Consider the following 26201-nt stretch of genomic DNA (forward strand, 5'->3'; position numbering starts at 1 on the left):
GGGGCGCATCTACCACTACCGGTTCCAGGTGAAGCCGTTTCCACGCGTGCAGCGCAGCACCAAGCTGCGCGATAAGCAGAAGGCGCTGGCGGTAGCCGAGCGAGCCTACGATGACGCCGTGACGCGCGCCAACGGCGGCAACCCGATCCCCACCCTGGCTGAGCTGCATGCCGACTGGCTGCAAGTTCGCGCGCCGCACTCCAGCGCCCACCATGTCCGTAGCATCGAAACCTTTGGCCGTCTGCACATGCATGGCATGGCCGATGTGCGGATCAGCGCCATCGACACCGATACCGTCGAGCGCGCCCGCAGTGCGCATCTGGCGACCCACAATCACGCATCAGCGAATCACTGGCTGCGCATCCTGAAGCTGCTGGTGCGCTGGGCGGTGCGGCGCGAGATCCTGCCGCGCCTGCCGTGGGACGTGGCCATGCTGCCGGTGCAGAAGCGCCCGCGCGCGACCTTGCCGCTGGCCGCCGTGGTCGCTTGGTTCGCCGCCGTCGACGTCGCCGCCATTCGCGTGCCGGGCGTGAGCGTGGCCGTGCGGCTGATGCTGCTGCTGGGCCTGCGCGAGTCCGAGGTGATCACCGCGCGCTGGGAATGGTTCGACTGGGAGAGACTGACCTATACACCCGGCAAAACCAAAGGCAAGGAGGCCGACGCGTTGCCGATCCTGCCTTGGCTGGCCGAATACCTGGCGCCTTTGCGCAGCACCGAAGGGCTGGTCATCGTCCAGCCCGATGGCCGTCAGTACGGCTCAGGCTTTGCGCGCGCCCAGATCCGGGCCGCGAACGCGTCGTGCGCCATCAAGGGAATCACGCCACATCGACTGCGCGGCACCATCGCAACCGTCATGAGCGAGGCGGGCGCGCCGATTCAGAGCATTCAGGCCTATCTCCGCCACAAGGATGTGCGCACCACGATGGCCTACCTGGAGAAGAACATGGATCACATCACCAAGGCGCAAGCAAAAATCGCCGAAAAAGCGGGTTTAACATGGCGAAAAAATGGCGAAGACCCGTGAAGTAACCTATATGGATACTGCACCTCATGATTATTGAGGATCATCAGTAGAAGACCAGCTGAGCGCCGCCGAAGCGCCGGCAAGAAGACAAAAACGAACCGCCAAACGAGGGATCATCATGCTGCAACGAGTGAAAAAACAAGATGTGAAGGCCGACACGTGGGTTCGCCCAGACCCGCTGGACTACTGCCTGGCAGCGTGGAAGGATTGGATGGCAACGACCGGGCAGCGCAACCTCGGTGCGCGCATCATGGGCGGGTTGGTCGGCGAGACCGATGGCCACGGCCACGACTTGCACGAGGCGCAGCACAGCCACGACATGCAGATTGCCGCTGCGACCGACGCGATGATCGACAGCTTGGACCGCATTCACGTGTGGGCGATATACGCGAGCTGCCGCATTGCTACCGCTTGGCGCTTCCCCAATGCCGACTTGGTCGTGACGGCCGCCGCAGCGCGCGAGGAGCTGGTGTTGAAGTTGAAAAAAAATGAGTGTACTCGGAATCTTTTCTGATATAGTGCACGCACACGGGGATTCGTTCGCCCGGAGAAAAGCAAGCCCACCGCCTCAAGGTCGTGGGCTTTTTTGTTTTGCGCTCACCGATTGCGAGGGCGACCATGACGAACACGACGCATCCAGCTAAGGAGACCGTCCGGGAGTACATGGAGCGCCGGACCCACGACCGGCTTTGTCCACCACCGACACCCGATGAGATCCGCCGGCAACTAGGCTGGCATCTCTTGCCGCTCAACCGCCAACCGGATCAGGTCGCGCGCGACTAACCCAGGAGATACCCGATGACCACCATCATGCGTGCCAAGCTGCAAGTCAGCGACGTCCAATCGACCGCTACCAGCGAACGCCTGTCGCTGCGCGCCGTGTGCAAAACTGGCGGCTATCCCGCTGACGGCTCCGACGAGGACAATAGCTTTGCGAAGTGGACTCCGTCCGCTGAGTTGACCATGACGATCAACAACCCGGACTTGCTGGGCAAGTTCAAGATCGGCGACAAGTTCTACGTGGACTTCACGCCAGCACCGTAATTCATGCGGGCGTAGCTCAGTGGCAGAGCAGCGTCCTTCCAAGTCGAGTACGAGGGTTCGATTCCCTTCGCCCGCTCCATTCAACGAGGCCAGCATGCAGACGATTCACCATCGCGACCTGATCATTCGGGCCGTGCGTGAGCATGATGGCCGCATCCTTGATAGTCTGATTGCCCAGTTGGTTGATGCTGAGCGCGCTCGAGAGATACTTCGCGCTAAGGGCTACGGCACCAGCGGAATGACCGCGAGCGCCACGGCCGCGCAGGTTCCGGAGGCGGTGCGGTAATGGCGCGCCTGCAGACGCTTAAGTCTCGCCTCACCAGTCCACCAAATAGATTGGCGACGATTCAGCCGGGCAGCTGGCGCAACGACAAACAGAGCAGCACCGCACGTGGCTATGGCTACAAGTGGCAGCAGGCACGCGCCGGCTACCTTGCGAAGCAGCCCTACTGCGTGTACTGCGCTCGCGAGGCAGGCATCTTGGCCTTGCCTGGCACGGACGAGTTCCTCGCGCAGTGCATCCGCCGCGGCGCCGGCCAGGCCAGCGTGGTCGACCACATCATCGCGCATCGTGGTGACATGAAGCTGTTCTGGGATTCGACCAACTGGCAGTCGCTGTGCGCGCCGCACCACAGCCGCGACAAGCAGCTCGAGGAGTCGCGAGGGTATTGAGGCCAAACGTCGCGGAACGCAGCGCCACGGGCCATCTGTCCAGCCGCAACCCCATCGCCGTGAGGGTCTCAGGCAGTCGGCAGGGGGGGGCGGTCGAAAGTCTGGCCGCCCCCGGCTTCTAGACCGCATGGTACCTCACGTGCAGATTATTTCCCCTACGGAGGGTTTGGTTAATGGAGTTAACAGGCAAGCACCGGCTGTTCGCGGACGCCGTTCTTGCTGGGATGTCGAACAAGGATGCGGCCATAGCAGCGGGCTACAGCGCCAAAACGGCCGGTCCTGCGGGTTCGCGCCTGGCGAAGCGACCCGATATCGTCGATTTCATCGCGAAGTACAAGAAACCTGGTGCGGTGCCGCCACCACCTGCGCCAGCCAAGCCGGTTCCGACATTCGACGTCAATACCGCGATCATGTTTTCTGACCCCAAGCAGTTCCTGCTGGCCGCGATGAACGATCCTGCCGCGTCTGGCCCGCTGCGAGTCGATGCTGCAAAGGCGCTGATGCCCTTTATGCACCAAAAGGTAGGGGACGTTGGCAAGAAAGAGCAGAAACAAGATGCCGCCAAGAAGGTGGCCGGAAGATTCTCTGCTGCTGCACCGCCTAAGCTGGTGGCGGCTGGCGGCAAGAAGGTCTGACTGTGGGTGCTACTCCTGCGTGGGTGACCGCCTGCCTTGATTGGGAAGCGCGCCTGCTTGCCGGTGAGTCGATCATCCCGCCTCCGATCTTCCCGGCGCAGGCAGAGCAGGCGCTGGGTATCTTCAAGCAACTGCGCGTCGTTGATTTACCCGGAAAGCCGACGTTTGGCGAGTGTGCCGACCAGTTCGTATTCGACTTCGTGGCCGCCATCTTTGGCGGGTATGACGCTGAAACCGGCAAGCAGATGATTCGCGAGTACGGTCTGCTGATCTCGAAGAAGAATACGAAGTCGACCATTGCCGCCGGGATTATGGTGACCGCGCTGATCCTGTGCTGGCGTGAGGAGGAAGAGCACCTTATCTTGGCTCCAACTAAGGAGGTGGCTGACAATAGTTTTAAGCCTGCGGCAAGCATGATCCGCGCGGACGATGAGCTGATGGACTTGTTTCACATACAGGACCACATCAGGACGATCACGCATAGGTTGAACCGGAACAGCCTGAAGGTGGTTGCAGCGGATACCGATACCGTCTCGGGAAAAAAATCCGGAAAGATCTTGGTCGACGAGCTTTGGTTGTTTGGTAAGCGGTCGAATGCCGTGGCGATGTTCATGGAAGCCCTGGGCGGCCAGGTGTCGCGAGATGAGGGATGGGTCATTTATCTGACGACGCAGAGCGATGAACCGCCGGCTGGTGTGTTCAAGGAGAAGCTGGACTACTGGCGCGAAGTCCGCGACGGTAAGATCGAGGACCTGAAAACCCTGGGGATTCTTTATGAGTTTCCTCAGGTGATGGTCGAGTCGAAGGCTTACCTTGACCCCCGGAATTTCTACATCACAAACCCTAACCTTGGCCGCTCGGTGAGCGCGGAATGGCTGGCCGATCAGTTAAAAAAGAATCAGTCGAAGCGGGATGGGGCATTTCAGCAATTCCTCGCAAAGCACCTGAACGTCGAGATCGGCATGAACCTCCGGTCCGATCGATGGGCCGGAGCCGACTTCTGGGAGGCTCAGGGGCGCGCACTTACGCTTGAGTCGTTACTGCGGCGCTGCGACGTGGCCGTGATCGGCATTGACGGCGGCGGACTGGATGACTTACTTGGCCTTTCCGTAATCGGCCGGGATCGCGAAACGCGCCGCTGGTTACTGTGGGCGCATGCATGGGCCCATGAAATTGTTTTGCAGCGCCGCAGCGAGATTGCATCAGTGCTGAGGGACTTCGAGTCCGACGGTGATCTGACCATCGTTGCCCAGCCCGGCCAAGATGTTACCGAGGTGGCGGACCTGATCTGTATGGTTCGAAATTCCGGGCTGCTCCCGGAAGAAAAGTCGATAGGTGTTGATCCCGCCGGTATTGGCGACATCGTCGATGAACTGACGGCACCCGGTCGCGACTTCACGATGGAGCAAATTATCGGCGTTTCTCAGGGATGGCGGCTCGGTGGCGCGATCAAGACGACGGAGCGCAAGATCGCGGGCCATGAATTGGAGCACTCGGGTAGTCGCATGATGGCGTGGTGCGTAGGTAATGCCAAGGTTGAGCCAAAAGGGAATGCAATTCTGATCACGAAGCAGGTGTCCGGCACCGCAAAAATAGACCCGCTGATGGCCGCATTCAACGCAGTTTCACTGATGCTGCTCAATCCTGAAAGTAACGCAATCGACCAAGGCTTTGTCTCGCTATGAAAAACACCGCTTGGGAAGTCGTGCAGAGCCGTGCCGCAGTGCCAGGCTCTCCGATCCTGACAAACTGGCGTGCTGAACGCGAGAGCGCCAAGCAGCTGCAGAACGCTATCCAGACGGTAACGTCCAGTGACCCGCAGGTGATAGCTATGTTGGGCGCCGCCCACTCTGCCACCGGCTTCGCAGTAACGCCCGAGTCGTCAATGCGTGTGTCGGCCGTCTACGCCTCCGTGCGGCTGCTTGCAGGTGCTATCGCATCGATCCCGGTCGCGCTGTATCGCGAGCGCGATGGTGTGCGGGAATCCATCAGTCCTGATCTTTGGTGGATGCTCAACGAGGAGCCAGCACCATGCTGGACAGCGGCGGCCATGTGGGAATGGATCATGATGTCGATTTGCCTGCGCGGCGATGGGTACGTCGAGATCCGCCGCGCTGGGCCATCAATAAAATCGCTCCATCCATTGCACCCGGACCGCGTTTCCGCACGTAAGGTTGGTGAGTATTTGATTTATACCGTTTGCGATGACGACGGCGGAATCAGGCCCGTCCATCAGGACGACATGCTGCATTTCGCCGGTTTTGGCTTCAACGGCGTGCGCAGCATGTCCGTAATCCAGTGGGCCGCATTCCAGTCTATCGGCGTTGCCCTCGCCGCTGACACCTTCTCCGGAAGTTTTTTTGCGAATGGCGCCACGCCGAAGCATGTGATCAAGGCGTCCGGCCGGATGAATGAAGAGCAGATCGAGCAGCTGCGTGCTGAGTACAAGCGCAAGTACGCCGGTGCCAATAACGCCGGCACGCCGATGGTACTGACGCAAGGGCTGGAGCTCAAAGAAATGAGTATGACCGCTGGCGATGCGCAGCTTTTAGAAACACGTAAGTGGCAAGTCATCGATATCGCCCGTGCTTTCGGCGTGCCACCGCACCTTATTGGGGCGCAGGAAACCACTAGCTCCTGGGGGACCGGCGTCGAGCAGATGACCCTTGGTTTTGTGAAATTTGCACTGCAGCCGCATATCAACCGTATCCGTCAGGAGCTGAATCGCAAATTGTTCCGCCGCGCATCTCCATTCGCCGAACACAAGATGGAAGCTTTGTTGACAGGGGATCTTAAGGCCGAAGGCGAGTACATGCGTCAGTCTGTCGGCGGCTCGCAAGGACCCGGCTGGATGACCATCAACGAGATCCGGAAAATCAAGAATCTGCCGCCAATAGCGGGCGGTGACGTGCTTTATCGGCCAGAAAAGCTGGCGCAACCATCAAAAACCGCCAACAAGGACACCAATGAAGAAGATAGCCCAGCTGCTGCGCAATAGCGCTGCTAGTGCGTCACCGAAGATCATCGCAGAGGATCAGGATGCGACGCTTTACCTGTACGACGTAATCGACCCGTATTGGGGGGTGGGCGCAGCAGAATTCAACAAGGCCCTGGCCGGCATGGCTGGCAAGAAGGTCACCCTGCGTGTCAACTCGCCGGGCGGGGATGTTTTTGACGGCCGCGCTATGGCCGCAGCGATTGCGCAGCACGGAGACGTCCACGCCGTTATCGAGGGGCTGGCGGCAAGCGCGGCCACGTACGTGACGATTGCCTGCGCGTCCGTCTCGATCGCCCCGGGAAGCTTCTACATGATCCACAACGCCTGGACGATGGCCTATGGGAACAAGGACGAGCTGATCAAAACGGCAGAACTCCTGGCGAAAATCGATGAGTCGATCATCGACGACTACGAAAAAAAAACAGGGAAGACGCGCGACGAAATCGCCGCCTGGATGGCCGCCGAAACCTGGTTCACTGCGGAAGAAGCCGTTACTAATGGGTTCGCTGACAAAGTCAGCGATGGCGCGAAGGTTGAAAACAAATGGGATTTGACCGCCTACAACAATGCGCCGCCGGCGCCACGCGACGACACCAAGGACTGGGAAGCAGTTCGACAACGCAACGCCAACCGTTTGCGCCTACACGAAATCGGATAACGCACTCGCGCAATCCAAAACCAGCCGCCTTGAGCGGCTTTTTTTACGCCCGTCGAAAGGGGAAACGATGAAATCGATTCAAGCATTGCGCGAGGAACGTCAGCAACTCGCAAAGGAAGCCCGTAACCAGCTGGAGCAAAAAGGTGATCGCGTCTGGAGCAAGGACGACCAGACCGCGTTCGACACCCGCGCCGACAAAATCGAAGCGCTGGAGAGCGAAATCACAGCCCTGGAGCGGCTGATGAAGTTCGAGATCGAGGATCAGAATCGCGATGTCGAGAACTTCCGGCGCAATCCTGACAACCGTGCCGAAAATAAGGCCCGGGCGCTGTTTGAAAAACTGCTGCGCGACGGCCCTCAAGCACTGACCCGCGAAGAACACGCGGAAATTCGCAACACCATGTCGACCACTACGCCATCCCAAGGTGGCTACACCGTGCAGTCCGACGTGGCCAAGGAACTGATCGACGCACTGAAACTCTACGGCGGTATGCGTGGCGTGGCGTCCAGCATCACCACTGCACAGGGTAATCCGCTGAGCTACCCTACATCCGACGGCACGTCCGAAACGGGCGAATGGGTGCCTGAAAACACCCAGGCATCGTCTGCCGACCCCTCTTTCGGCACCGTTGGTCTGAATGCTTTTAAGGCCAGCTCGAAGATCATCACCATTCCGATGGAGCTGTTGCAAGACAGTTCGATTGACATCATCGCAATGGTGAACAAGCGCATCCGCGACCGGATTGGCCGTACCATGAACCAAGGTTTCACGACCGGCAGCGGTACCGGGCAGCCTACAGGCTTTGTTACCGCTTCGAGCGTCGGCAAGGTTGGCGCCACCGGCCAGACCGTGACTGTGTTGTATGAAGATTTGGTCGATTTGCAGGAATCGATCGACCAAGCGTACCAGGATGCTGGCACCTGCCGTTTCATGATGCACCAGCAGACGCGGAAGGTCGTCCGAAAGATCAAGGACACCGCCGGCCGCCCAATTTGGGCTGAGTCGTACGAGGCGGGTATTAAAACCGGCACTCCCGCACAACTGCTGGGCTCCGATGTCGCGATCAACAACGACATGGCCCAGCCAGCAGCCAACGCCAAAACCATCGGCTTCGGTGACTTCAGCAATTACACCATCCGCGACGTGCTGGACATCCTGCTGTTCCGTTTTGAAGACTCGGCATTCGCAAGCAAAGGGCAAGTCGGCTTCCTGGCGTGGTCCCGTGCCGGCGGCAATCTGCTCGACGCAAACAGTATTAAGTTGTACCAGCAGTCGGCGACCTAACCTCATCCACCAGCGACGAGGCCTGGCCTCGTCGCAGTTTTATTGGAGTCTCCAATGACGAAAACTGCATCTAAAGCCGACAGCGCCGCCGCATCTTCCAATGGCGAAGTAAAAGCGCGCGTGCTGATCGACTGCGATTTGGGCATGTGCAACGAGGTCATCCTCGTTGATCCATCTATCGCAGAAACCCTGACTGGTGTGATCGACACAGATCCTGCCGCCGTCGAATACGCTGAATCGCTCGCGAAAGAATAATCATGACCGTCCGCCTGCTTTGTGCCCATGGCCGATACCCGCAAAACGCCATCGTTACGCTCAGCTCCGCGACAGAGGCTGGTCTAGTGGCTGCCCAAATGGCGAGCGCCGATCTGACGGGCGGAGTGCCATTCTTCTACCGCATCATTCCATCCCCGCCTGTTGCTGCACTGGCTGGTGGCGCGGTTTCGCTGCGAACAAACGAGCAGGCGACGGTATCCGTCCCTGAGGGGCAGCAGTTGCTTGTTACCGGCGGGGCTGCCGCTGGAGGCGCTGTTCAGCGGTTGGATGCCTTTGATGTGCCGACTGGTGCGGCAGTACCGGTCACACCAGGGAAGCTTCCGGCGTTCGGCCCGTACTCTGGCACTCAGAAGTTGCTAATCACCTGCACTGCGGGAACTATTGATGCAGTGGTGGCGGACGCGGTACTGAATTTTCCGGTCGCAACGTCGACCTCTACGGGTGTTATCAAACCCGACAACGTCACGACCTCCGTTGATGCTGATGGTACGTTGCGCGTTATCGGTGGTGGCGGTGGTGCATCGGGCTACCGTCTTGCTCCCGCCCCGACTGGCGTGCCTGCGACCGATTTTGCGACCCTGCGTGACTTCATTAACTCGACGCCGGTTGGTGCACGCATCATGTTGCAACCTGGTGCAACTTACCCAGTATATGCTGGCGCATTCCGGCTTCGCGCTGGCACCGGGCTGGATATGAACGGCGCCACCATTCAGCGTCCGCCGCAGATCACTACCACCACCACGGCGGCACTAGCCACCGGCGCGACCTCGATTGCCGTAGCCAATATCACCGGCTATCAAGTTGGCATGTCCGTGAACATTCTTGGGCAGCGAAACGGCGACGCCACCACCACGCTGATGGCGTTTTTGGAAACTGACGGCAACCAGGCCCTGACCATCTCGGCGATTACGCCAGGCTCTGGCTCTGCTGGTACGCTGACGTTTGAAGGGCCGGTGTTTGGCCTGGCCCTGGTTTCTGGTGCTGGCGCGCAAGACACGATTGCCTCGGGCGCAACCGTCTCCACCCTTGGCCCGTTGCTCGATACGTCCAGTCGCGCCTCGAATGCTGTTGTTTTCGTCTACAACGGCACGCTGGATGGCAACTACACGCAAAACACGACGAATCGTCGCTGGGAATCGACGTCTGAATTTCGTAACGCAAACACTGGTGCGTTCTTCTATGACCTGACGATCAAAAACGCGCCGGGCGAGGGTTGTGTCACCAACTCGACGCAAAGCCGCTTTGACAATTTTAATATCCTCAACAGCCAAGGTAACGGGATTCACTTGAACGGTTGGAGCCGTGACAACTACTTTACTGACATGTATATCGATGGCTCCAACTTTGATTACACGGTTGGCCACGTCAATGGCGGCTTCACGGTGTCGGACAACTGCTACCGCAACAAGATCAAAGGCCTGACGGTGAAGAACAGCCGTAGCGGCGGCTTGGCATCCATCGACTCGAACACCAACGCGTTGTTCGAAATCGAGAATGTGCGTATCGAAGATTGCTGGGGGCCGGGTCTAGGCTTGTACGGCACCGGCGCCGGCGCACCGTATGAAGTCACCGCCAAGAATGTCCACGTGCGCAACTGCGGCACGTCCTACATTGGCATTGATGCCAGCGGTTCAAGCAGTGTCATTCGTGCTGCCAAATTCAACATCGAAGCGGAGTTCATCAACTCGCTGGTGCAGGTTTGCGGTGTGCGTGATAGCGACATCAATCTCCGTGTCTACCATGAAGACAGCGCCACGCTGACACCCATCAACGCCGCTGCCGGCCGCTCGTCTAACTTCTCCGGCACCATCAATGCATCTCCGATGGGGGGCGCGTCCAGCCTGAAACTGGGCGACGATCTCTCCGGCCTTGCAGCAGTCGGTGCGCACGAACGCTGCCGGATCAACATTTGGGCCAAAGACGACGCGCCGGCACCAAGCGTGGCCACGACGTGGTGCGTCACTTCGATCAGCTCGACCGACGCAGGCGGCCCTTGCCTGGACAGCGAAATTAACATCAGCGCGACGGGTGGATTCAATGGCGTTCAGTGGCGCGGTACGATGCGTCGCTGCAAGGGATCGATCAAGGCGCGTGAATGGCGTGGCGGAAGCTCCAACGGCATTTACATCGGATTCGCCAGCAACCTGACGGCCAACGCAGCATTCCCCGCCGCGACGGCTAACGGCGCCATCGGCATCACTGTCAGCAACCTGGGCAGCAATGGCGCGACAATTCGCACGCAATACCCGCTGGTGTTTGCAGGCACGTCCACGGTGGCGGCGTCTGGCAGTTTCTGCGTGGAAAACGGTGTTCTGGACCCGGCCAGCATCCAGATTGATCGCCCTGGCTCATACACCGGAACGGCTACGGTCAGCTTTACTGCTGCCGGCCTGGCTGGTGCGGTAGGTACGGTAGTGATGGGGGCCTGTGAATCGTTCCAGACCTCCGAGGGCAACGACTTCACGCTGGAGGTGTACCACAGCATGCAGCCGACCGGATCGAACGCGATCCGCTACCGCCAAACCACGTCGAACAATGACGGTGCGAGCAACGGCTGGTCTACCCTGCGCGTCAAGATCATGGCGGATGCGGTGGCGGGCGCATGCTCTGGTTTGACCGATACCGGAACAGCAATGCATCACCTAAACTTTGCAGACGTAAAGGTGTACGGTCCGGCCGCAAGCTTCAATGAGCTGACGCTTACCAATCCGGGGACGGCTGGAGCGAGCAAGCTGGGCGACATCGGAACCACCAAGGCTTCCGCTATCACCGCCGGTGCGAACTTTGCACTTCCTCTCGCCGCGACCACCACTACGGTAGTTCAGCAGATCATTCCATAACAGCTCACCTAATATGACCATCAAAGTAGAAATCGGCTTCGAATTCCGGAGCGTCGAGAGCTACGGCAGCTTGGCTGAGAAAGGTATGCCATGACCGCCATCCGCACCACCGCACCATCGGTTCTTGCTGTCACTCTGGAAGATGCCAAGGGCGCCCTCCGCGTGGACGGTGATGATCTGGATGCCCAGATCACGATTGGTGTGAAGGGCATCATCGCTGATTTGGAGCAGGAAATCGGCCAGTGCGTGATGAAACAGACCTGGGAGGTACGGCTGCCATACTTCCCGCCAGATGGCGCAATCAAGCTGCCGCATCCGGTCATCAGCATCACCTCGTTGAACTACATCGATGCCGCGGGCGTCACGCAGACCATTGCCGGGCCAGGCTATCGCCTCAACAAAAGCCGCTACGCCAGCACGCTGACGCCAGCACGCGGCGAGAGCTGGCCGGCGACTGCGGAAGACGATGCGGCGGTGATCGTGGTGGTGCAAGCCGGTTATGGGGAGAGCTCAGAGGACACGCCGGAAGAGATCGAACTGTACATCTTGGCGAAGCTAGCCGAGCAGTTCGATCCAGCCACACGCTTGGAGCGTGACACCGTGCAGTCGAACTTCGTTACCGGCCTACTGGATCGGTGCAGGAGCTATGGATGAGTTTCGCGGCCACCCTGAATAAGCGCGTCTTGCTACAGCGCCTAAGTGGCGCGCAGGATGAAGCCGGACAGCCTGGAGTAGCAGGTTGGGTCAACGTCATCGAAAGTGGCGACGGAAAAATTTGGGCGGGAATTCGGGATGTAAGCGGCCGTGAATTTGTCGCAGCAGGCGGGACACAGAACTCAGTGATCACGACTATAACCATTCGACACCTCCCTAATGTTCAGGCATCAATGCGAGTACTGCATGGCGATGACGTCTACAACATCGAATCAGTTCTGGGAACCGAAGGCCGCAATCTGAAACTCATGTGCAAACGCGGTGTGTCATGACATTCCGTGTCGATACCAGTCAGCTCGCGGCCATCTCCGCCAAATTGCGTCATTACAGCAAGGTCATTAAGGAAGAGGTGGCAATTGAGGGGGCCGCAGCGATGGCCAAGGTGATCTATGACGAGGCTAGGATCTTCGCACCGGTATCCGAAAAGGCTCATGTGTTTTACGGCCGCTCTTCGGTGCGCACGGGGGTGAAATACACCTTCCAGCCCGGAACGCTGAAAGCGGCAATTTATCGCGTGTATTCGAAAGACCGCTCAGACTTAAATCGCAAAACCTATCACGTCGGATGGAACCATCAAAAGGCGCCATATGGCTTCATGGTTGAATTCGGGACATCCCATGCCGCGGCGAATCCCTTCATGCGCCCGTCCTTGGCGCGTGTGCCACAAGCCATCCAGGCGGCGAAGGGGCGGATGGCAGTGAAGTTAAAAGAGATTACAGGAGGAATATGAGCCTTGAGAGCATGATATTCGCTGCGGTGCGCGGCATAGTCGACAGCCGCGCCTTCCCTGACGTAGCTCCGGAAAAAGCCCAGCCCCCCTATCTGACCTACCAAGCGGTGGGTGGCGATGCAGTCAACTACGTTGAAGCGACCATCCCAGAAAAACAAAACTCACGCGTTCAAATAAGCGTTTGGGCGGAGACGCGCCTCGCCGCTTCGGATATCGGGAAACAGGTCGAAGACGCGCTACGAACCTATCTCCCCTTGCAAGCGACAGTCCTCACTGCGCGCCGCTCGATGCATGACCCAGAAACACAACTGCGCGGGTCCATGCAGGACTTTAGCTTTTGGTATTGAGATTTGATTTCGCCCTTCGTGGGCAATAACCACAGGCCGCCTTGAGCGGCCTTTTTTACGTCCATCGAAAGGAAACACTATGGCACAAGTACCTACTGGTACCACCTTCTTCATTGCCTCCGCTTTTGCGGCAGCGAAGCCCGTCACTATCGCCACCAATGCCACCGAGGCAGTGATTACTGCGGTGGGCCACGGCTATGCGAATGGCGATATCGTGGAAATTACTTCCGGCTGGGGCCGTATCAACCGTCGCGATTTCCGCATCAAGGGCATCACTACCGACACCTTCGTGCTAGAAGGCCAGGACACTACCAACACCACGTTCTTCCCAGCAGGGACAGGCGGAGGCAGCGTGCGCAAGATCAGCACTTTCACGCAGATCACCACCGTGATGTCGCCATCGTCCAGTGGCGGCGATCCGAAAACCGTCAACTACAAGTATCTGGAATCGGACGTCGAATTCAGTATCAACGATGGCTTCGGTGCCACCAGCTACAACATGAATCTGGACGCCGACTCGATTGGTTCGCCTGGCTACACCGCACTGAAGTCGCTGACCGAAGTCCAGACCGATACCTGCCTGAAGATGGTCACCCGCTCCGGCTCGATCATCCTGCAGCCGTGCACTGTCGCACTGAATGAGGCGGTCAAGTTGACCGATGGCCAGATCAATCAGGTCAGCGTCGCCTTCAACGGCAACAACCGCCTGACGCGCTACGCCGCTTAAACCGTGTCTCCCGGCCCGCTACTGCGGGCCCTTTAACGCCCGCTCGGTCGCACCTTGCCGGGTCTTTTTACTCCTGATGAAAGATAAAAATGGCAATGCCAAAAGTCAAATTGGGCAACGCGCCCAAGCATTTCAAGAAACCAGTCGACGTCGTGTTGCTGAGCGGCGACGTGGCCGCCATCGAACTGAGTTTCATCTACCGCACCCGCAAGCAATTTGCTGAGCTGCTCGACGAGAAGCTGGCTGAAGATAAAGCCGAGCACGATGCTGCATTGGCTACTGAAGGCGATGTAGCCTTGGCGCCAGCGCCGGTCAAGACCGTGGTGGAGTGGTACGCGGAAGCAGATGCAGCCGGCGCGAAATTCGTGCTGAAAATTGCCAATGGCTGGGATCTGGACGACCCGTTCACTGAAGAAAGTCTGTTGCGGTTGGAAGACGAGAATCCAGGAGCTCTGGCTGCCATCGCCCAGAAGTACCGTCAGTCGGTCGCCGAGGTGCGCGTAAAAAACTCGTAGAGCTTGCAACAGCCCTCTACGAGCGCCTACCGACCGCTGAAGAAATGCAGCGGTCGGGCTTCACGGCGGAGGACTTTGCAAGCGATCCGGTTGATGTCCTGCCGGACAACGAAGACGTCTATGTCCTGTTTGAGGAAATGGGCACCCAGTGGCGGGTCGGTATGAATGGCCCCACTGGCCTGGACTACAACGTCATGTACCACAAGATGGACCGGATGCGGCTACCGGAAGATGAGTACCGCGTCATGGAAATGGATATCAGGGTGATGGAGAGCCATGCCCTGGCCGCGATGCACCGCAAATAACGCCGCCTTAGAGCGGCTTTTTTATTGGGATACGAGATGACGGATACTGTCGGCGCCGCGATCATCGAACTGGGCGTAGATGCCAGTGGCGTAGATGCCGGCCTTGCACGCGTGGACAGTGGTGTCGAGCGTACAGGCCGCAATCTGTCGAACCTCGGCGCGCGCGGCTCGGCTGCACTGGAAAGCATCGGCGCCGGCAGCACCACGGCTGCAGCACGCGTCGACAACACCACCCGCAGCTTGATCGGGTCAGTTGAGCGCGCCACGGCGGCACTGGAAGCAGGAAAAAAATCAGGCGCCGATTACTTTGAAACGCTGGCGCGCAACCGTGGCGCTGATCTTGGCCAACTGGCGCCATATATCGCCCAGTTGCGCGAGGTGGAGACTGCGCAGACGCGCGCCGCTGCTGCCGCCAACGAAACCCGCATCGCGCAGGAAGCCGCCGCCGAAGCGGCGCGCGCTGAGTCGGCAGCGCAGCGCGAAGTTGCGCAAGCGCTGGCCGGGCGCGAAGCCTTCCTGAGCGGCCTGCGCGAACAGATCGCGCTGTACGGTCGGTCTTCGGAAGAGGTGATGCGCTACCGCGCGGCGCAGGCCGGTGTGGAGGTTGATGCGGCGCCGCTAATCGCAGAACTGCACAACCTACGCAATGCACACGAAGAGGTGACTGCAGCAGCTCGTGCTGAAGCGCAGGCGCAGCGTGAAGCTGCGCAAGTGCAAACCAACCAGAGCACCTTCATCGCCAGCCTAGAGCAGCAAGCGACGGCCATTGGTCGTACGCGTTCGCAGTTGCTGGAGTTGCAAGCCGCACAGTTGGGTGTCAGCGACCAGGCCGCCCCGTTCATCGCGCGCCTGCGTGAGGCCGAGGGCGGTTTGAATCGAACCGGTATCTCCGCCGGGCAAACTGCCGCCGCACTGCGCGGCGTTCCGGCGCAGTTCACCGATATCGTTACCAGCATCCAAGCCGGCCAGGCGCCGCTGACCGTATTCCTGCAACAGGGCGGCCAACTGCGCGACATGTTTGGCGGTGCGGCGCCCGCAGCCCGGGCGCTCGGTGGCTACATCGTCGGGCTGGTCAATCCGTTCACGCTGGCTGCCGCCGGCGCCGCCGCCCTAGCGCTGGCTTACAACCAAGGCAGTAAAGAAGCCGATGCCTACGCGCGCGCTCTAATTCTGACTGGCAATGCCGCTGGCACAACCACTGGCCAGCTCACCGATATGGCGCGCGCCATCAGCAAGACGGTCGGCACACAGGGTGACGCTGCCGCAGCACTGGCTGCGCTAGCCGGCACCGGCAAGGTTGGCGTCGAAAACCTACAGCGTTTCGCCACCGTAGCGGTCAAGGCGCAACGGGACATTGGCGTGGCCACGGCGGATACAGCCAAGGACTTCGCGGATCTCGCGAAATCGCCATTGCAAGCGAGCGAACGACTGAACGAGCAGTATCACTATCTGACCGGGGCGATCTACGCTCAGATCAAGGCGTTACAAGATCAGGGGCGGATAGAAGAGGCCGGCGAAGTAGCGCAGAGAGCCTATGCGGAGGCGCTAGAGAGTCGGTCCGACAAAATGAAGGAACGGTTGGGTGTCGTCGAGAAAGCATGGGCGGGTATCAAAGGGGCCGCCAAAGATGCTTGGGATGCGATGCTCAATGTTGGTCGCGAGGATACGTTAGAGCAGCAGTTGGCGAAGGTGCAAACTCGCTTGCAAGCTGCGCAGGCGAAGCATAGCGGCCAGAAGTCGATGCTCGGTGGCAGCACCGGTTTTGATACCAGCGCCGGTGACGCGGCTGTTTCGCGTCAAGAACAGGGTTACGTTGTTCTTGAGCGACTATTGAAAGGGCAAATCAGCCTTCGTAAAGACGAGGCGGTGGCCGAGGGCGAGGCAAACAAGAAACGTGAAGCAGGCGTCGAGTGGGCGAAGCAACTCAATGCCAATCTCTCCAGGCAGAAACAGCTCTATAACGAGTTGGAAGCAGTCCGGGCAAAAGGTGCAGCAGCAGGCGCTTCTGAACGGGCTATCCTCATTGCACAAGGCGAAGTGCGTAAGAAGTATGCCGACATTTACAACGACGCCATCGACGCCCAGATCGAAAAGATCAAACAACGCGCAGCGATCGAGCAGGAAGCTGACAAGCGCTCAGGTATTTCCTTGGCATTAGCGCGCGCCACTGGGCTGGCGTCCAGCTACGATTTGGACATTGAGTACGCGAGGAAGATCGAGGCGCTGGACCAAGCGGCGTTGACGCGTGACAAGGAAAAGCTGCAGGCTGAACTGGCGTTAACCAAACAAAAGCTGAATAGCCAGAAGGAGCAGGCCGACATCCAAGCCCAGATAAATCTTCTGGATGAAAAATCGCTAACCCGGAAGGCTGAGCTGGAAAAGCAAGTCACCGACCTCGACGTCAAAAATACACGCCAGGCGGCTGACGCGTTGGCTGACCTCGCTGACAAACGGTCCTCCGACCTGCAAGCACTAAAAGACCAACTTACGGCCCAGCAGGATGCTAACTCGCTTATCGGCGCGAGCACCGAACAGGTCAACGCCTTCAATAAGTCGCTGGTCAATGAACGTGCTACGCGGCTTGAAGTCCAGGCCGCCATCATCGGGCAAACCGAATCACGCAAGGAAGAAGCTGAGGCCATGCTGGCCAGCGCTGCGGCGATGCGTTCGCTGGCGCAGTCACAGGCCGATGGGCTGATCAAGTCGGCTCAGTTCGAGCAGCAAAAAAAGCTGTGGGAATCCATCGACCAGACTGCACACGACACCTTCGTCAACATTTTCAACGATGGCAAGAGTGCCTTCGACCGACTCCGGGATACACTGAAATCTGGCCTGCTGGATCTGCTGTATCAGATGACCGTCAAGAAGTGGATTTTCAGCATCGGCGCCGAGGTCAGTGGGTACGCCGGCATTGCCAACCTGGCAGGCGCGACGGCGGGCGCAACTGGTTCGCCCGGCGTCGGCAGTTCGCTGGGTAGCGCAGCCAATCTGTTCAGCGCCGGGAAGGCGATCTACAGCGGTTTTAGCACTGGTATCACCTCGTCGCTAGGCGGCTCCATCGCATCAATGGGCAATCTGTTTGGCTCGCAGGCAGTTTCGGCATTCGGAGCTGGTATGCAGGGCGGCCTGACCGGGGCCATGGCAGCTGCTGGACCGGGAGCGACAGCCACAAGCGCAACGGCGGCCGGATTAGGCTCAAGCGCTGCAGCGGCAATTCCGATTATCGGTTGGATTATCGCGGGGATGCAGGCGGCCAGCAGCTTCCGAGCGCAGGGCTTTGATCCTAATAATGGCACTACCAGTACACTTGGTCAGGTAGTCGGCGCTGTGCCGCTATTGCTTAACAAGCAGCTTCAGCAGCTGGGCGTGGGATCGGCCTTGGCCAACATCCTCACTGGCGCCAGCATCAACACCAAACTCTTTGGCCGCGCCAACCCGGTTGTGGAAAGCCAGGGGTTGCGTGGCACTATCAATACCAGTGGGATTGATGCCGACTCTTACGCCAAAATTCTCGAAAAAGGTGGTTGGTTTCGTAGCGACAATCGTTACGAAAAAACAGTAGGCCTTGATCCGACCACGGATGCGGCCTATGACACCACAATCACGGCAATGGTGTCTGCTGTCAAAGGCTTCGCGAAGGCACTTGGCCTCCAGGCGGATCAGATCAATTCCTACACCAAGTCTTTCGACATCGCCCTAACCGGCGATGCTGAAAAGGATGGCGCGGCGATAACTAAGTTGTTCAGTGATGTAGGTGATGAACTTTCCACGAAGCTGCTGCCGACACTATCTACCTACAAGGCCGAGAACGAAACTCTCGCCACGACCTTGCAGCGACTTGCGGCCGATTACGTCAGTGTGGACAGTGTACTGGCGGCCATGGGGCAGTCGATCAAGACGGTTGGAGATGCTGGCATTAAGTCCCGGGAAGGATTGATAGCCGCTGCCGGCGGTCTCGGGCAGTTGTCGAGCGGCGCGGCTTTCTTCGCTCAGAACTTCCTATCGCCGGCCGAGCAGATGGCGCCGATCGTAGCCAACGTGAAAAAGCAGCTTGCCGACCTTGGCGCCGCCGGCACCAATACAGACGAGCAGTTTAAGCAACTGGTGCTTGGGTTGGACCTGTCAACGGATGCCGGTGCTAAGCAATATGCGGCGCTGCTGCAGTTGGCGCCGCAGTTTAAGCAGGTGACGTCTTACATGGGATCGCTGGACGCCGCCTTGGTCAGCAGCACCACCGCGCTGAGCGAGCGCGCCGAGCTGCAGAAGCAGTACGACGACGCGACCCTCACCGAGGCGCAAAAGATCGCCAAGCAGCGGGCGGCGCTGGATCCCAGCAACAAAGGGCTGTTCGATCAGGTTCAGGCCGCCCAGGCCGCCAAGACGGCGGCGGAGGGGCTGGCGTCGGTCAATGCTGAATATCAGAAGCAAATCGACGACTTCATCAAGTCCACATTATCAGCAACCGATTTGCGGGCCTTGGAAACCAAGGGAATGGATGCCAGCACCTTGGCGCTGTATGACCGGCTGGCCGGTCTCAAGGCCGAGTCTCTTGCGCAGCAGCAGGCCGCTGATGCGATCCAGAAAGCAAAGGATGCCGCAGTCGCCAGTGCGAAGGCGTCGGCAGATCTCTTCCAGTCGTTTGGTGACGCTATGGTGGAGACAATGAAGAACGCGGAGGCAGCGGGTAAGTCACTGGTCGAGTTCAATAAGTCATTACTTCTCGGCGACCTCTCGCCGCTCTCTCCAGAGCAGCGGTATCAGGAGGCAAAAAAGCAGTTTCTTGCGGCGGAACCAACTGATACGCAAGCTGCTACCGCATTCCTGAATGCATCGAAGGACCGAGATGCAGGCGATTTCTCCTACTCGCGGGATTTCGCGTTGGTGCAATCTCGAATTGCACAGGCGGCTACAGATCAATTCAATCTGGCTGCCTCAATTCCTGCGGCGTGGGCAGCGTTCTCACAAGTCTACCGAGACAAGATGGCCCCGGCCACCTATTCACCAGGCCAGTATCTCGTTGACGCATCTTCTACGGCAACCACCGGCACGCGCAGTGTGGAAGAGGCATTGGAAAAAATGGCGGACAAGGTGGTTTCCGCATTGGCCCCGATTGCAGTAAGCACCGAGAAACAGGCCTCTATGTTCGACATGGTGACCGAAGGAGGAACCAACATGGTGGTGACCCAATGACGGCAATTTTGAGCTTCCTATCGCCGCTGGCGATCACGCCAGAAATGCTGATCAGAAGCACGGCCGTCAGCCATACGGCTGGAGAATTAGAGTGGAGTGCTGGCACGTCGTGGGCAAAAGGAGCGGTCGTCTTCCGCACTCCTCTCGCGCGCCGTTACGAAAACCTGATCGCTGGGGTGGATACTGGCTTGCCTGAGGATACCCCGGAGCGCTGGTATGACCTCGGCGCCACCGACAGGATGACGATGTTTGACAGCGAAGTGGGAACGCAGTCAATCGCCGATGGAGCGCTGACCGTGGTGTTTCGTCCAGGGGCTTTTAACGGACTATTCCTTGCAGGCCTGGAGGGAACGCACCTTGACATCGCGGTACGGGACTATGTCGGCGGGGAGGTGCTGCTCAACTATTCCGGCTCACTAGAAGGATCTCAGCCTGCCGATTACTACGATTGGTGCTTTGCCCCCTTTCGGCAAATGACCGATTTTATCGCCCTTGATATCGCTCCGTATGGCCGTTCAGAGGTCTCCATAACCATTTCCTATCCAGGTAGCGTTGCGAAGTGTGGGATAGCGGCATTGGGCGATATGAAAGGCTTGGGACCTTCTCTAGCCGGGCTGACGGTCGAGCCCAAGTCCTATGCGCGCATCACGACCAATTCTCGCGGAGAGACTGCGATTAGAAAGGGCAAGTCTGCGCGCGATATGTCCATATCCGCGCTGATTCCTATCGCGGATGCTGACAGCGTTGTCGCCGAGATGTCGGATGTACTGGGAGTTCCGTGCGTCGTGATCGCGTCCGATTCGACTCAAATGCAGGCCGCGCGTGTCTTTGGTCTCCCAAGCGGCAAGGTTACCTATCCTGGCGGCCAGTACGCCAATCTTTCAATGACTGTTCAAGGGATGATCTAATGGCAATCCAACCACCTCCGGCAATATCCCCGGCACCACTTCCAGCAGCTGTGCGCGGAGAGAAAGCTACCTTCTCGGACCGTATTGATCAGTTGGTGACGTGGTGGCAGACATCGCCGGCGCAGATCGCTGCGCTCGCGTCAAATATGTGGGCCAATGCACAGGAGACCTATAACAACGCGATGACGGCCGCTCGCGCTGCTGCAGATGCCTCTAGCGCAGCAACTGCCGCAGCTGCGTCTGCTAGTGCTGTTAAGTGGGTTTCGGGTGCCACTTACGCTGACGGCGATGTTGCCTGGTCGCCGATGGACAGACTTTCATATCGTCGCATCGGTGCCGGCAGTGGCGCAACTGATCCCAAGCTTGATGCAGTGCATTGGGCGATTCAGCTTTACGCGCTGGGGCTTGGAGGACAGGTGCTGTCGACCAGCGTGTCGCTGGTGTCGACGTCGCCATCCGCGATTACGGTTACACCAACCGGGGCGGGATTTTATGCGCTGCTACCTGACGCAACCACTTGTCAGAAGGGACTGTCTCTTTTTGCCGTCTACAACAATGGCGAGATTGACTATGGTGTAAAGGACTTCGCTGGCACGCAACTTGGCTGGGTTAGACCCGGCGCCACGGCATTGATTGGGCTTTCGGATAATTCCAATGCTGCCGGCTCGTGGATCGTCTCTGGTGCGCAGAAGATCGGTGTGACTGGCGCCTCGCCGGTAATCACCGCGATCACTTCAGGCAGCAGCACCCGCATTCAGCGCGTCGCCATCGACTCGACCCGCTCATTTTTGATGATAGGTGGGAATGGCTCCAGCAGTAATCTCTATGGGGTAATCCATGACTCCTCGCTCGCGTCACCTTGGGGGACACCGGTCCTGATCGCTGGGACGAGGCTCTTCGCGAATGCCATCCTTTCCGCCGCCAATCAGATCCTGGTATCGAGTTGCTCGTCCTCTGAAATTGACTGCGTCACGATCACCATCTCGGGTACCGGCCTTACGGTCAACTCTGGCAGCCTTGGCTTTCAAACGCTGGCCGGCGCGCCGACCTCTTGGGGCCAACTTATCGCGGTTGGTTCGTCCTGGGTGCAAGGCTATGTCTATAGTGGGCAAACGGCCATGCGTGCCATTACCATTAGCGGCAACGCCCCCACGGTCGGCGCTCAAACCAGCATCGTCGCGAGCAGCGGACCAGTCCCTGCGATGTACGTCTCTGGCAGCACGCTGCGGGTGGTTCATTTTGATGGAACCTACCCCGCCGTCAAACCATACACGCTATCCGGCACAACTTTCACGGCTGGGAATGGGGCTATTATCGCAAATACACCGCCTTATCAAGACATCCGGTCCTTCCAGAATGGCAACGGAAATCTCGTTGTCATGGCAACCGGCTCTGGTCTGTATATGGTAGGTGTTTTCAAACTCACTGGAACGATAGAGGCCTCGTCGTACACCACATTTTCTATGTCTGGAAGCGGCACGCCGAAGGTAGATGTGGTGCCCGTTTCCGGCAGCAAGGCTGCGCTATTTGTTGCGGATGCAACGGGTGGTGCTATCCGTGTCGACATCATCACCGACTCCGCCGGAACTCTCTCGCTTGCTGGGTTCCCACTGACTTATGCGATGGGCGGCTGCTCGGCGCTAGCGGCACTCGCGATTTCTGGCACTACAGTGCGAATCGGCTTTACCTCCAGTTCGATCACCTATCAGATGTCGGTGGATTGCGTAGGGAGCTCCCCGACATTGATTTCTGCTCAGGCGGTACGCACCAGCATCGCATTGCCCGGCCCTTCTGCACTTAACGGCGGGCAGCGCGACTACACCCTGCTCAGAGCCGGTAACACTACATATTCCAGCCTGTCCGCCGCGGCCGTGACTGGTAGTGACGGCGCTTTCTTGCCATCTAGTGTCCGCGCCATTGCGCAGCATCCGCAGGCAATCGTGTCTGGCACGCCGGGCGCCGCGGCGAATGAAAGCTGGGGTATCGAGGCAATCGGAGTGGTGGGCGCTGTTATTAAACGATTGGAGGTATGCGCATGAAGACTATTATCTCCAGTGCCGGGACGTTCGGCCCGTTCTTTGTGGTGGACGTGCTGAGTGATCGGCTGCGCGCCGATGGCGTTGATTTCCAGTTTTCGGTGATCGGCGATTACCGCATGCAGCAGGGCGCACCAGAGTTATTGCTGCCGCCAGCAGTTCCAGAATCGGTCCCGATGCTCAACGCCCGTACTCAGTTATACAAGTCCGGTCTTTTGGATCAATGGGAGGCGCTGCTGGCAGACATGCCGGGCGACGACGGCGCACTTGCGCGAATCAAGTGGGCGAGCGCTCTTACCGTGCGACGAGACGATACCCTGGTTGTCGCCGGGTTGGTGATGCTGGGCCTAACGCCGGAGCAGGGCGACAAGCTGTTCATCGACGCAGCCTCGCTGATCCTGTGATGCCGGCCTCACGTCTCCACCCTTTGCCGTGTACAACTATGAAAGCCGCTATGCCCGCAATTGAAACCACATCCGCCGCCGGCGGGGCACTGATTAAAATTTTCGGCGTGCCAGTGTTGGCCGGCGCTGCTGCTACAGCACTTGTGTTCCTGTTCATGTGGCCCCGCACGCTACGCGAGGCGTTCCTGCGGCTGACCAGCACCATCGCCACCAGTGGGATCTTCGGCCCGTTTGCGGTCATGGCGCTGCACAGCTGGTGGCCATCGTTGTTCGATTCAGCGAAGTCTGTGGTTGCGCTATCTGGTGGTAATCCTAGTATGGGCGTACTGTTTATTGCCAGTCCGGTGATGGTCCTGACCGGGTTGCCTGCGTGGTGGCTGATCGGAGGCGCGATCCGCTGGCTTGACCGCCGGCGTGATAAGGACATCGGCGAGATCGTACACGACGCTGCTGAAGTGGTCAGGGATGCGCGCAGCGCCCTCTGAACGATGACAAACGGATAAAGGACAAAAACCATGCTCTCCGCACTAATTTCCTTCCTCGGTGGCTCGGTCTTTCGCATGATCTGGGGCGAACTCTCTTCATGGATGACCACTCGACAGGATCATGCCCACGAGATTGAGCGCATGCGCCTACAGGGCGAACTCGACGCCGCCGCGCACACCCGCAACCAAGACGCAATCCGCTTGCAGGCTGAGTTGGGCGTGCGGACGATCCGCGTGCAGGGGGAGGCTGACATCGGGCGCATCGAGGCCGATGGTTGGCTGACCGCCGTTCGCGGCACGACCACGGCCACCGGTGTGTGGCTCGTGGACCTTTGGAATGGCGTGATTCGCCCAGCCGTCGCCACTTGGTCGATCGGTATGATCAGCGGCAACTACTTGAAATGGTGGGTTCTGGACGAGAATGGCTGGTCGGTGTGTGGAGCCGCGCTGGGTATCTATCTGGCGGACCGTGCGCTGTTCAAACGGGGTAAATAATGGCTGAAGCCGACTTGCTCGCACGGGCGAGGGCATGGATGCAAGGTGCCACCGCCCCGGCCCCCATCGATGCTCAGCCCGGCGCAGCGGAGCAGTCAGCGAATGACGAGCAGCTGGCGACCCAGATAGCCACTGCGCTTTGCCGCCGTTTCGAGGGGCTATTCTTGCATCCCTACCTGTGCCCGGCCGGCGTGCCGTCGATCGGCTACGGCACTACACACTACGCTGACGGGAGGGCTGTGACGCTGAATGATCCGCCGATAACAAAGGCTCAAGCCGAACGCCTTCTAATGCTCCAGATTCGGGATGTGTATTTGCCGGCTGTCCGTCGGCTGTGCCCTAGAATCGATAAGCCGGCGCGCCTGGCGGCGATCATTGACTGGTGCTATAACCTCGGCGCCGGCAATTTAAGTGCCTCGACTATGCGCCGCCGGATCAACGCTGGGCGATGGACTGAAGTGCCATTCGAGATTCGTAAGTGGGTCATGGGCGGCGGCCGCAAGTTGCGAGGGCTCGTCTTGCGCCGCGATGCTGAGGCTGACCTGATTTAGGTCAGATGAACGGCGGCAAACGGGCTGATGTGGGAATTGATCATCATGAAACCGCGATGATCGAGAGTCGATACTCGCCAGATGCTATAGGCAAGAGCTTACCGTTGCGAGAATACAACGATATTCGATTATTTTAAATTTATTTAACCTCTTCGATATACCCGAATTCAATTTTTGAATTAGAGGAGATAGCTCTTACAAGCAATCTTTCTAGGGAATCGAATACATCATATTCATATGGAAATAATATTAACTTGATGTATATATAGTGCGCGGACGTAGAAAATCCTCATGTAAATCATGATGTTATAAAAATGGAGAATAATCATCCATTTAATAGAGAGTGCATTGCACTGATAAGTGCCAAAGTAATTTTCGATGCACTTGCGACACCTTGCAGGAAATTGATATTCTTAATTAAGCGAATTCACTTCGCGAAGAAAGCCCCTCGCAGCGCACTTCTCACGGGACGTTGGAGGGGCTAATTCCCAAACGATTAAGAAAGGAAATTCCTATGGATCATACGGGCCTCCCCGGCACGGGTCAACGTTTTACCCCCGAGGTGTCTATCACCTGCGACATTGAAATGCTGTGCCAGCTCATGCAATATCTGCGTGCCTGGTGGGAGCAGTTTGAGAAGACGTTGCGCATGCTTGATCACGCAGCGGCTGTGAAGGCGCACGACGCAGTAGTTGACGGGGTGATTCTCGCCCGCCGGATCTCCCGCGAGCTGGGCTGGGCGCTTCCTGACTACTCCGCAATCAACTGGGCTGCGACCCCGGTGCCACCCGAGCATGCGGGCAGCAATTCCGACCTTTGAGCGCTGTAGATCTGCCTTCCGGCCGCCTCGGTGCGGCCATTTTCCGAGCCTTGTCGCGAGGTGCAAATAGCAATATACTGTGTTTTTGTACAGTATACGATCATGCCCAAAGGATTACGAGATCCACTGACCGCCGAGCAGCTACGCGAAATTGGGCTGCGCCGCGATCCGGCTGACATCATTCCGCTGCTGTGGGAGATCAAGCGTCTTAGGGCGACCGTGTTGCGCGCCGACCAGGTAATGAAGTCAGTACGCCCTGGTGAGTTCATTGCCGACGTTTTCCGCAAAGAACTGGAAGAGGAGCCGGCCGTGCAGGAGTTTGAGCGAATCCGCAGCGGCCTGAATCTCAACGAGCGGCCTGATGGTTCGCGCCAGAGCAATAAGCGATAGCCTGGTCTCAGCCCCCCCCTCTCTAGGGGGGTGTCCCTATGTACTTCGTCAAGCAGTTGCGAGAGGTGCAGGGCAATAAAGTGTCCCGTCTCGCATCATGGCGTACATCACGTCGCAGCGCCGCCTTGCGAGAGCGATCAGTGCTTGGTTGT

At 58.6% G+C, this 26201-nt stretch carries 28 protein-coding genes and 1 tRNA gene; all 29 read left to right on the forward strand.

All coding sequences use genetic code 11. The features are described 5' to 3' along the window. Positions 1 to 28 precede the first annotated feature (28 nt). Entirely contained in the window at positions 29 to 1024 is a 996-nt protein-coding gene (locus tag GTP46_RS30420; protein WP_161009205.1) for a tyrosine-type recombinase/integrase, read from the forward strand. Positions 1025 to 1142: 118 nt separating this feature from the next. Further along, the gene (locus GTP46_RS24315; protein WP_161009206.1) at positions 1143 to 1538 is read left to right on the forward strand and encodes a hypothetical protein; all 396 of its coding nucleotides are present in this window, start codon (positions 1143 to 1145) and stop codon (positions 1536 to 1538) included. 284 nt (positions 1539 to 1822) lie between these two features. Then, positions 1823 to 2068 (forward strand): hypothetical protein, encoded by a 246-nt coding sequence (locus tag GTP46_RS24320; protein WP_229259077.1) that lies wholly within the window; start codon positions 1823 to 1825, stop codon positions 2066 to 2068. A gap of 5 nt (positions 2069 to 2073) precedes the next feature. Continuing rightward, positions 2074 to 2147: transfer RNA gene (locus tag GTP46_RS24325), tRNA-Gly, on the forward strand. A 15-nt stretch (positions 2148 to 2162) separates the two neighbouring features. Then, on the forward strand, positions 2163 to 2354 hold the full coding sequence (locus tag GTP46_RS24330; protein WP_161009207.1) for a hypothetical protein: 192 nt from the start codon (positions 2163 to 2165) through the stop codon (positions 2352 to 2354). Beyond that, positions 2354 to 2740 (forward strand): HNH endonuclease signature motif containing protein, encoded by a 387-nt coding sequence (locus GTP46_RS24335; protein WP_161009208.1) that lies wholly within the window; start codon positions 2354 to 2356, stop codon positions 2738 to 2740. The genes GTP46_RS24330 and GTP46_RS24335 overlap by 1 nt, the downstream gene beginning before the upstream one ends. A gap of 173 nt (positions 2741 to 2913) precedes the next feature. Next, on the forward strand, positions 2914 to 3375 hold the full coding sequence (locus GTP46_RS24340; protein ID WP_161009209.1) for a terminase small subunit: 462 nt from the start codon (positions 2914 to 2916) through the stop codon (positions 3373 to 3375). Between the two features lie 2 nt (positions 3376 to 3377). After that, positions 3378 to 5060 carry a terminase large subunit gene (locus GTP46_RS24345; RefSeq protein WP_371869747.1) on the forward strand — a complete coding sequence of 561 codons (1683 nt, stop codon included), beginning with the start codon at positions 3378 to 3380 and terminating at the stop codon, positions 5058 to 5060. Then, on the forward strand, positions 5057 to 6373 hold the full coding sequence (locus tag GTP46_RS24350; RefSeq protein WP_161009210.1) for a phage portal protein: 1317 nt from the start codon (positions 5057 to 5059) through the stop codon (positions 6371 to 6373). Before GTP46_RS24345 ends, GTP46_RS24350 begins: the two co-directional genes overlap by 4 nt. Then, the gene (locus tag GTP46_RS24355) at positions 6342 to 7031 is read left to right on the forward strand and encodes a head maturation protease, ClpP-related (RefSeq protein ID WP_229259078.1); all 690 of its coding nucleotides are present in this window, start codon (positions 6342 to 6344) and stop codon (positions 7029 to 7031) included. Before GTP46_RS24350 ends, GTP46_RS24355 begins: the two co-directional genes overlap by 32 nt. Positions 7032 to 7098: 67 nt before the next feature. Next, on the forward strand, positions 7099 to 8316 hold the full coding sequence (locus GTP46_RS24360; RefSeq protein WP_161009211.1) for a phage major capsid protein: 1218 nt from the start codon (positions 7099 to 7101) through the stop codon (positions 8314 to 8316). Positions 8317 to 8370: 54 nt separating this feature from the next. Next, positions 8371 to 8571 carry a hypothetical protein gene (locus tag GTP46_RS24365; RefSeq protein ID WP_161009212.1) on the forward strand — a complete coding sequence of 67 codons (201 nt, stop codon included), beginning with the start codon at positions 8371 to 8373 and terminating at the stop codon, positions 8569 to 8571. Between the two features lie 2 nt (positions 8572 to 8573). Further along, positions 8574 to 11432: a right-handed parallel beta-helix repeat-containing protein gene (locus tag GTP46_RS24370; RefSeq protein ID WP_161009213.1), complete on the forward strand. Its 2859-nt coding sequence runs from the start codon at positions 8574 to 8576 to the stop codon at positions 11430 to 11432. A 90-nt stretch (positions 11433 to 11522) separates the two neighbouring features. Further along, complete coding sequence (locus tag GTP46_RS24375) at positions 11523 to 12086, forward strand: head-tail connector protein (RefSeq protein ID WP_161009214.1); 564 nt, start codon at positions 11523 to 11525, stop codon at positions 12084 to 12086. Next, positions 12083 to 12418 carry a phage head closure protein gene (locus GTP46_RS24380; protein ID WP_161009215.1) on the forward strand — a complete coding sequence of 112 codons (336 nt, stop codon included), beginning with the start codon at positions 12083 to 12085 and terminating at the stop codon, positions 12416 to 12418. The genes GTP46_RS24375 and GTP46_RS24380 overlap by 4 nt, the downstream gene beginning before the upstream one ends. Next, entirely contained in the window at positions 12415 to 12876 is a 462-nt protein-coding gene (locus GTP46_RS24385; RefSeq protein ID WP_161009216.1) for an HK97-gp10 family putative phage morphogenesis protein, read from the forward strand. Before GTP46_RS24380 ends, GTP46_RS24385 begins: the two co-directional genes overlap by 4 nt. After that, the gene (locus tag GTP46_RS24390; RefSeq protein ID WP_161009217.1) at positions 12873 to 13223 is read left to right on the forward strand and encodes a DUF3168 domain-containing protein; all 351 of its coding nucleotides are present in this window, start codon (positions 12873 to 12875) and stop codon (positions 13221 to 13223) included. Before GTP46_RS24385 ends, GTP46_RS24390 begins: the two co-directional genes overlap by 4 nt. Positions 13224 to 13302: 79 nt before the next feature. Continuing rightward, positions 13303 to 13950, forward strand: coding sequence for a phage tail tube protein (locus GTP46_RS24395; protein ID WP_161009218.1), 648 nt, complete (start codon positions 13303 to 13305; stop codon positions 13948 to 13950). A gap of 89 nt (positions 13951 to 14039) precedes the next feature. After that, entirely contained in the window at positions 14040 to 14465 is a 426-nt protein-coding gene (locus tag GTP46_RS24400) for a phage tail assembly chaperone (RefSeq protein WP_161009219.1), read from the forward strand. Between the two features lie 44 nt (positions 14466 to 14509). Continuing rightward, positions 14510 to 14770 (forward strand): DUF1799 domain-containing protein, encoded by a 261-nt coding sequence (locus GTP46_RS24405; protein WP_161009220.1) that lies wholly within the window; start codon positions 14510 to 14512, stop codon positions 14768 to 14770. A gap of 36 nt (positions 14771 to 14806) precedes the next feature. Continuing rightward, positions 14807 to 19960 carry a phage tail length tape measure family protein gene (locus GTP46_RS24410; protein WP_161009221.1) on the forward strand — a complete coding sequence of 1718 codons (5154 nt, stop codon included), beginning with the start codon at positions 14807 to 14809 and terminating at the stop codon, positions 19958 to 19960. Next, positions 19957 to 20868, forward strand: a complete 912-nt coding sequence (locus GTP46_RS24415) for a hypothetical protein (RefSeq protein ID WP_161009222.1) — start codon at positions 19957 to 19959, stop codon at positions 20866 to 20868. Before GTP46_RS24410 ends, GTP46_RS24415 begins: the two co-directional genes overlap by 4 nt. After that, positions 20868 to 22907, forward strand: a complete 2040-nt coding sequence (locus GTP46_RS24420) for a hypothetical protein (RefSeq protein WP_161009223.1) — start codon at positions 20868 to 20870, stop codon at positions 22905 to 22907. The genes GTP46_RS24415 and GTP46_RS24420 overlap by 1 nt, the downstream gene beginning before the upstream one ends. Then, positions 22904 to 23308 carry a hypothetical protein gene (locus tag GTP46_RS24425; protein ID WP_161009224.1) on the forward strand — a complete coding sequence of 135 codons (405 nt, stop codon included), beginning with the start codon at positions 22904 to 22906 and terminating at the stop codon, positions 23306 to 23308. Before GTP46_RS24420 ends, GTP46_RS24425 begins: the two co-directional genes overlap by 4 nt. Before the next feature lie 50 nt (positions 23309 to 23358). Then, the gene (locus GTP46_RS24430) at positions 23359 to 23793 is read left to right on the forward strand and encodes a hypothetical protein (RefSeq protein WP_161009225.1); all 435 of its coding nucleotides are present in this window, start codon (positions 23359 to 23361) and stop codon (positions 23791 to 23793) included. Positions 23794 to 23823: 30 nt separating this feature from the next. Then, positions 23824 to 24288, forward strand: coding sequence for a hypothetical protein (locus GTP46_RS24435; RefSeq protein ID WP_161009226.1), 465 nt, complete (start codon positions 23824 to 23826; stop codon positions 24286 to 24288). Further along, positions 24288 to 24839 (forward strand): lysozyme, encoded by a 552-nt coding sequence (locus GTP46_RS24440; RefSeq protein WP_161009227.1) that lies wholly within the window; start codon positions 24288 to 24290, stop codon positions 24837 to 24839. The genes GTP46_RS24435 and GTP46_RS24440 overlap by 1 nt, the downstream gene beginning before the upstream one ends. Positions 24840 to 25353: 514 nt before the next feature. Beyond that, on the forward strand, positions 25354 to 25659 hold the full coding sequence (locus GTP46_RS24445) for a hypothetical protein (protein WP_161009228.1): 306 nt from the start codon (positions 25354 to 25356) through the stop codon (positions 25657 to 25659). 102 nt (positions 25660 to 25761) lie between these two features. Beyond that, positions 25762 to 26049 carry a hypothetical protein gene (locus tag GTP46_RS24450; protein ID WP_161009229.1) on the forward strand — a complete coding sequence of 96 codons (288 nt, stop codon included), beginning with the start codon at positions 25762 to 25764 and terminating at the stop codon, positions 26047 to 26049. Positions 26050 to 26201 lie beyond the last annotated feature (152 nt).

The organism is Duganella flavida (assembly GCF_009857445.1).
GTDB lineage: Bacteria > Pseudomonadota > Gammaproteobacteria > Burkholderiales > Burkholderiaceae_D > Rugamonas > Rugamonas flavida.

Coding starts and splice junctions, on each gene's coding strand:
- GTP46_RS24425 (WP_161009224.1), top strand. CDS start 22,904: ATGAAGACTATTATCTCCAGTGCCGGGACGTTCGGCCCGTTCTTTGTG.
- GTP46_RS24415 (WP_161009222.1), top strand. CDS start 19,957: ATGACGGCAATTTTGAGCTTCCTATCGCCGCTGGCGATCACGCCAGAA.
- GTP46_RS24405 (WP_161009220.1), top strand. CDS start 14,510: ATGCAGCGGTCGGGCTTCACGGCGGAGGACTTTGCAAGCGATCCGGTT.
- GTP46_RS24420 (WP_161009223.1), top strand. CDS start 20,868: ATGGCAATCCAACCACCTCCGGCAATATCCCCGGCACCACTTCCAGCA.
- GTP46_RS24340 (WP_161009209.1), top strand. CDS start 2,914: ATGGAGTTAACAGGCAAGCACCGGCTGTTCGCGGACGCCGTTCTTGCT.
- GTP46_RS24320 (WP_229259077.1), top strand. CDS start 1,823: ATGACCACCATCATGCGTGCCAAGCTGCAAGTCAGCGACGTCCAATCG.
- GTP46_RS24445 (WP_161009228.1), top strand. CDS start 25,354: ATGGATCATACGGGCCTCCCCGGCACGGGTCAACGTTTTACCCCCGAG.
- GTP46_RS24390 (WP_161009217.1), top strand. CDS start 12,873: ATGAGCCTTGAGAGCATGATATTCGCTGCGGTGCGCGGCATAGTCGAC.
- GTP46_RS24350 (WP_161009210.1), top strand. CDS start 5,057: ATGAAAAACACCGCTTGGGAAGTCGTGCAGAGCCGTGCCGCAGTGCCA.
- GTP46_RS24395 (WP_161009218.1), top strand. CDS start 13,303: ATGGCACAAGTACCTACTGGTACCACCTTCTTCATTGCCTCCGCTTTT.
- GTP46_RS24355 (WP_229259078.1), top strand. CDS start 6,342: ATGAAGAAGATAGCCCAGCTGCTGCGCAATAGCGCTGCTAGTGCGTCA.
- GTP46_RS24430 (WP_161009225.1), top strand. CDS start 23,359: ATGCCCGCAATTGAAACCACATCCGCCGCCGGCGGGGCACTGATTAAA.
- GTP46_RS24375 (WP_161009214.1), top strand. CDS start 11,523: ATGACCGCCATCCGCACCACCGCACCATCGGTTCTTGCTGTCACTCTG.
- GTP46_RS24440 (WP_161009227.1), top strand. CDS start 24,288: ATGGCTGAAGCCGACTTGCTCGCACGGGCGAGGGCATGGATGCAAGGT.
- GTP46_RS24335 (WP_161009208.1), top strand. CDS start 2,354: ATGGCGCGCCTGCAGACGCTTAAGTCTCGCCTCACCAGTCCACCAAAT.
- GTP46_RS24450 (WP_161009229.1), top strand. CDS start 25,762: ATGCCCAAAGGATTACGAGATCCACTGACCGCCGAGCAGCTACGCGAA.
- GTP46_RS24385 (WP_161009216.1), top strand. CDS start 12,415: ATGACATTCCGTGTCGATACCAGTCAGCTCGCGGCCATCTCCGCCAAA.
- GTP46_RS24435 (WP_161009226.1), top strand. CDS start 23,824: ATGCTCTCCGCACTAATTTCCTTCCTCGGTGGCTCGGTCTTTCGCATG.
- GTP46_RS24330 (WP_161009207.1), top strand. CDS start 2,163: ATGCAGACGATTCACCATCGCGACCTGATCATTCGGGCCGTGCGTGAG.
- GTP46_RS24370 (WP_161009213.1), top strand. CDS start 8,574: ATGACCGTCCGCCTGCTTTGTGCCCATGGCCGATACCCGCAAAACGCC.
- GTP46_RS24400 (WP_161009219.1), top strand. CDS start 14,040: ATGGCAATGCCAAAAGTCAAATTGGGCAACGCGCCCAAGCATTTCAAG.
- GTP46_RS24315 (WP_161009206.1), top strand. CDS start 1,143: ATGCTGCAACGAGTGAAAAAACAAGATGTGAAGGCCGACACGTGGGTT.
- GTP46_RS24380 (WP_161009215.1), top strand. CDS start 12,083: ATGAGTTTCGCGGCCACCCTGAATAAGCGCGTCTTGCTACAGCGCCTA.
- GTP46_RS24365 (WP_161009212.1), top strand. CDS start 8,371: ATGACGAAAACTGCATCTAAAGCCGACAGCGCCGCCGCATCTTCCAAT.
- GTP46_RS24360 (WP_161009211.1), top strand. CDS start 7,099: ATGAAATCGATTCAAGCATTGCGCGAGGAACGTCAGCAACTCGCAAAG.
- GTP46_RS24410 (WP_161009221.1), top strand. CDS start 14,807: ATGACGGATACTGTCGGCGCCGCGATCATCGAACTGGGCGTAGATGCC.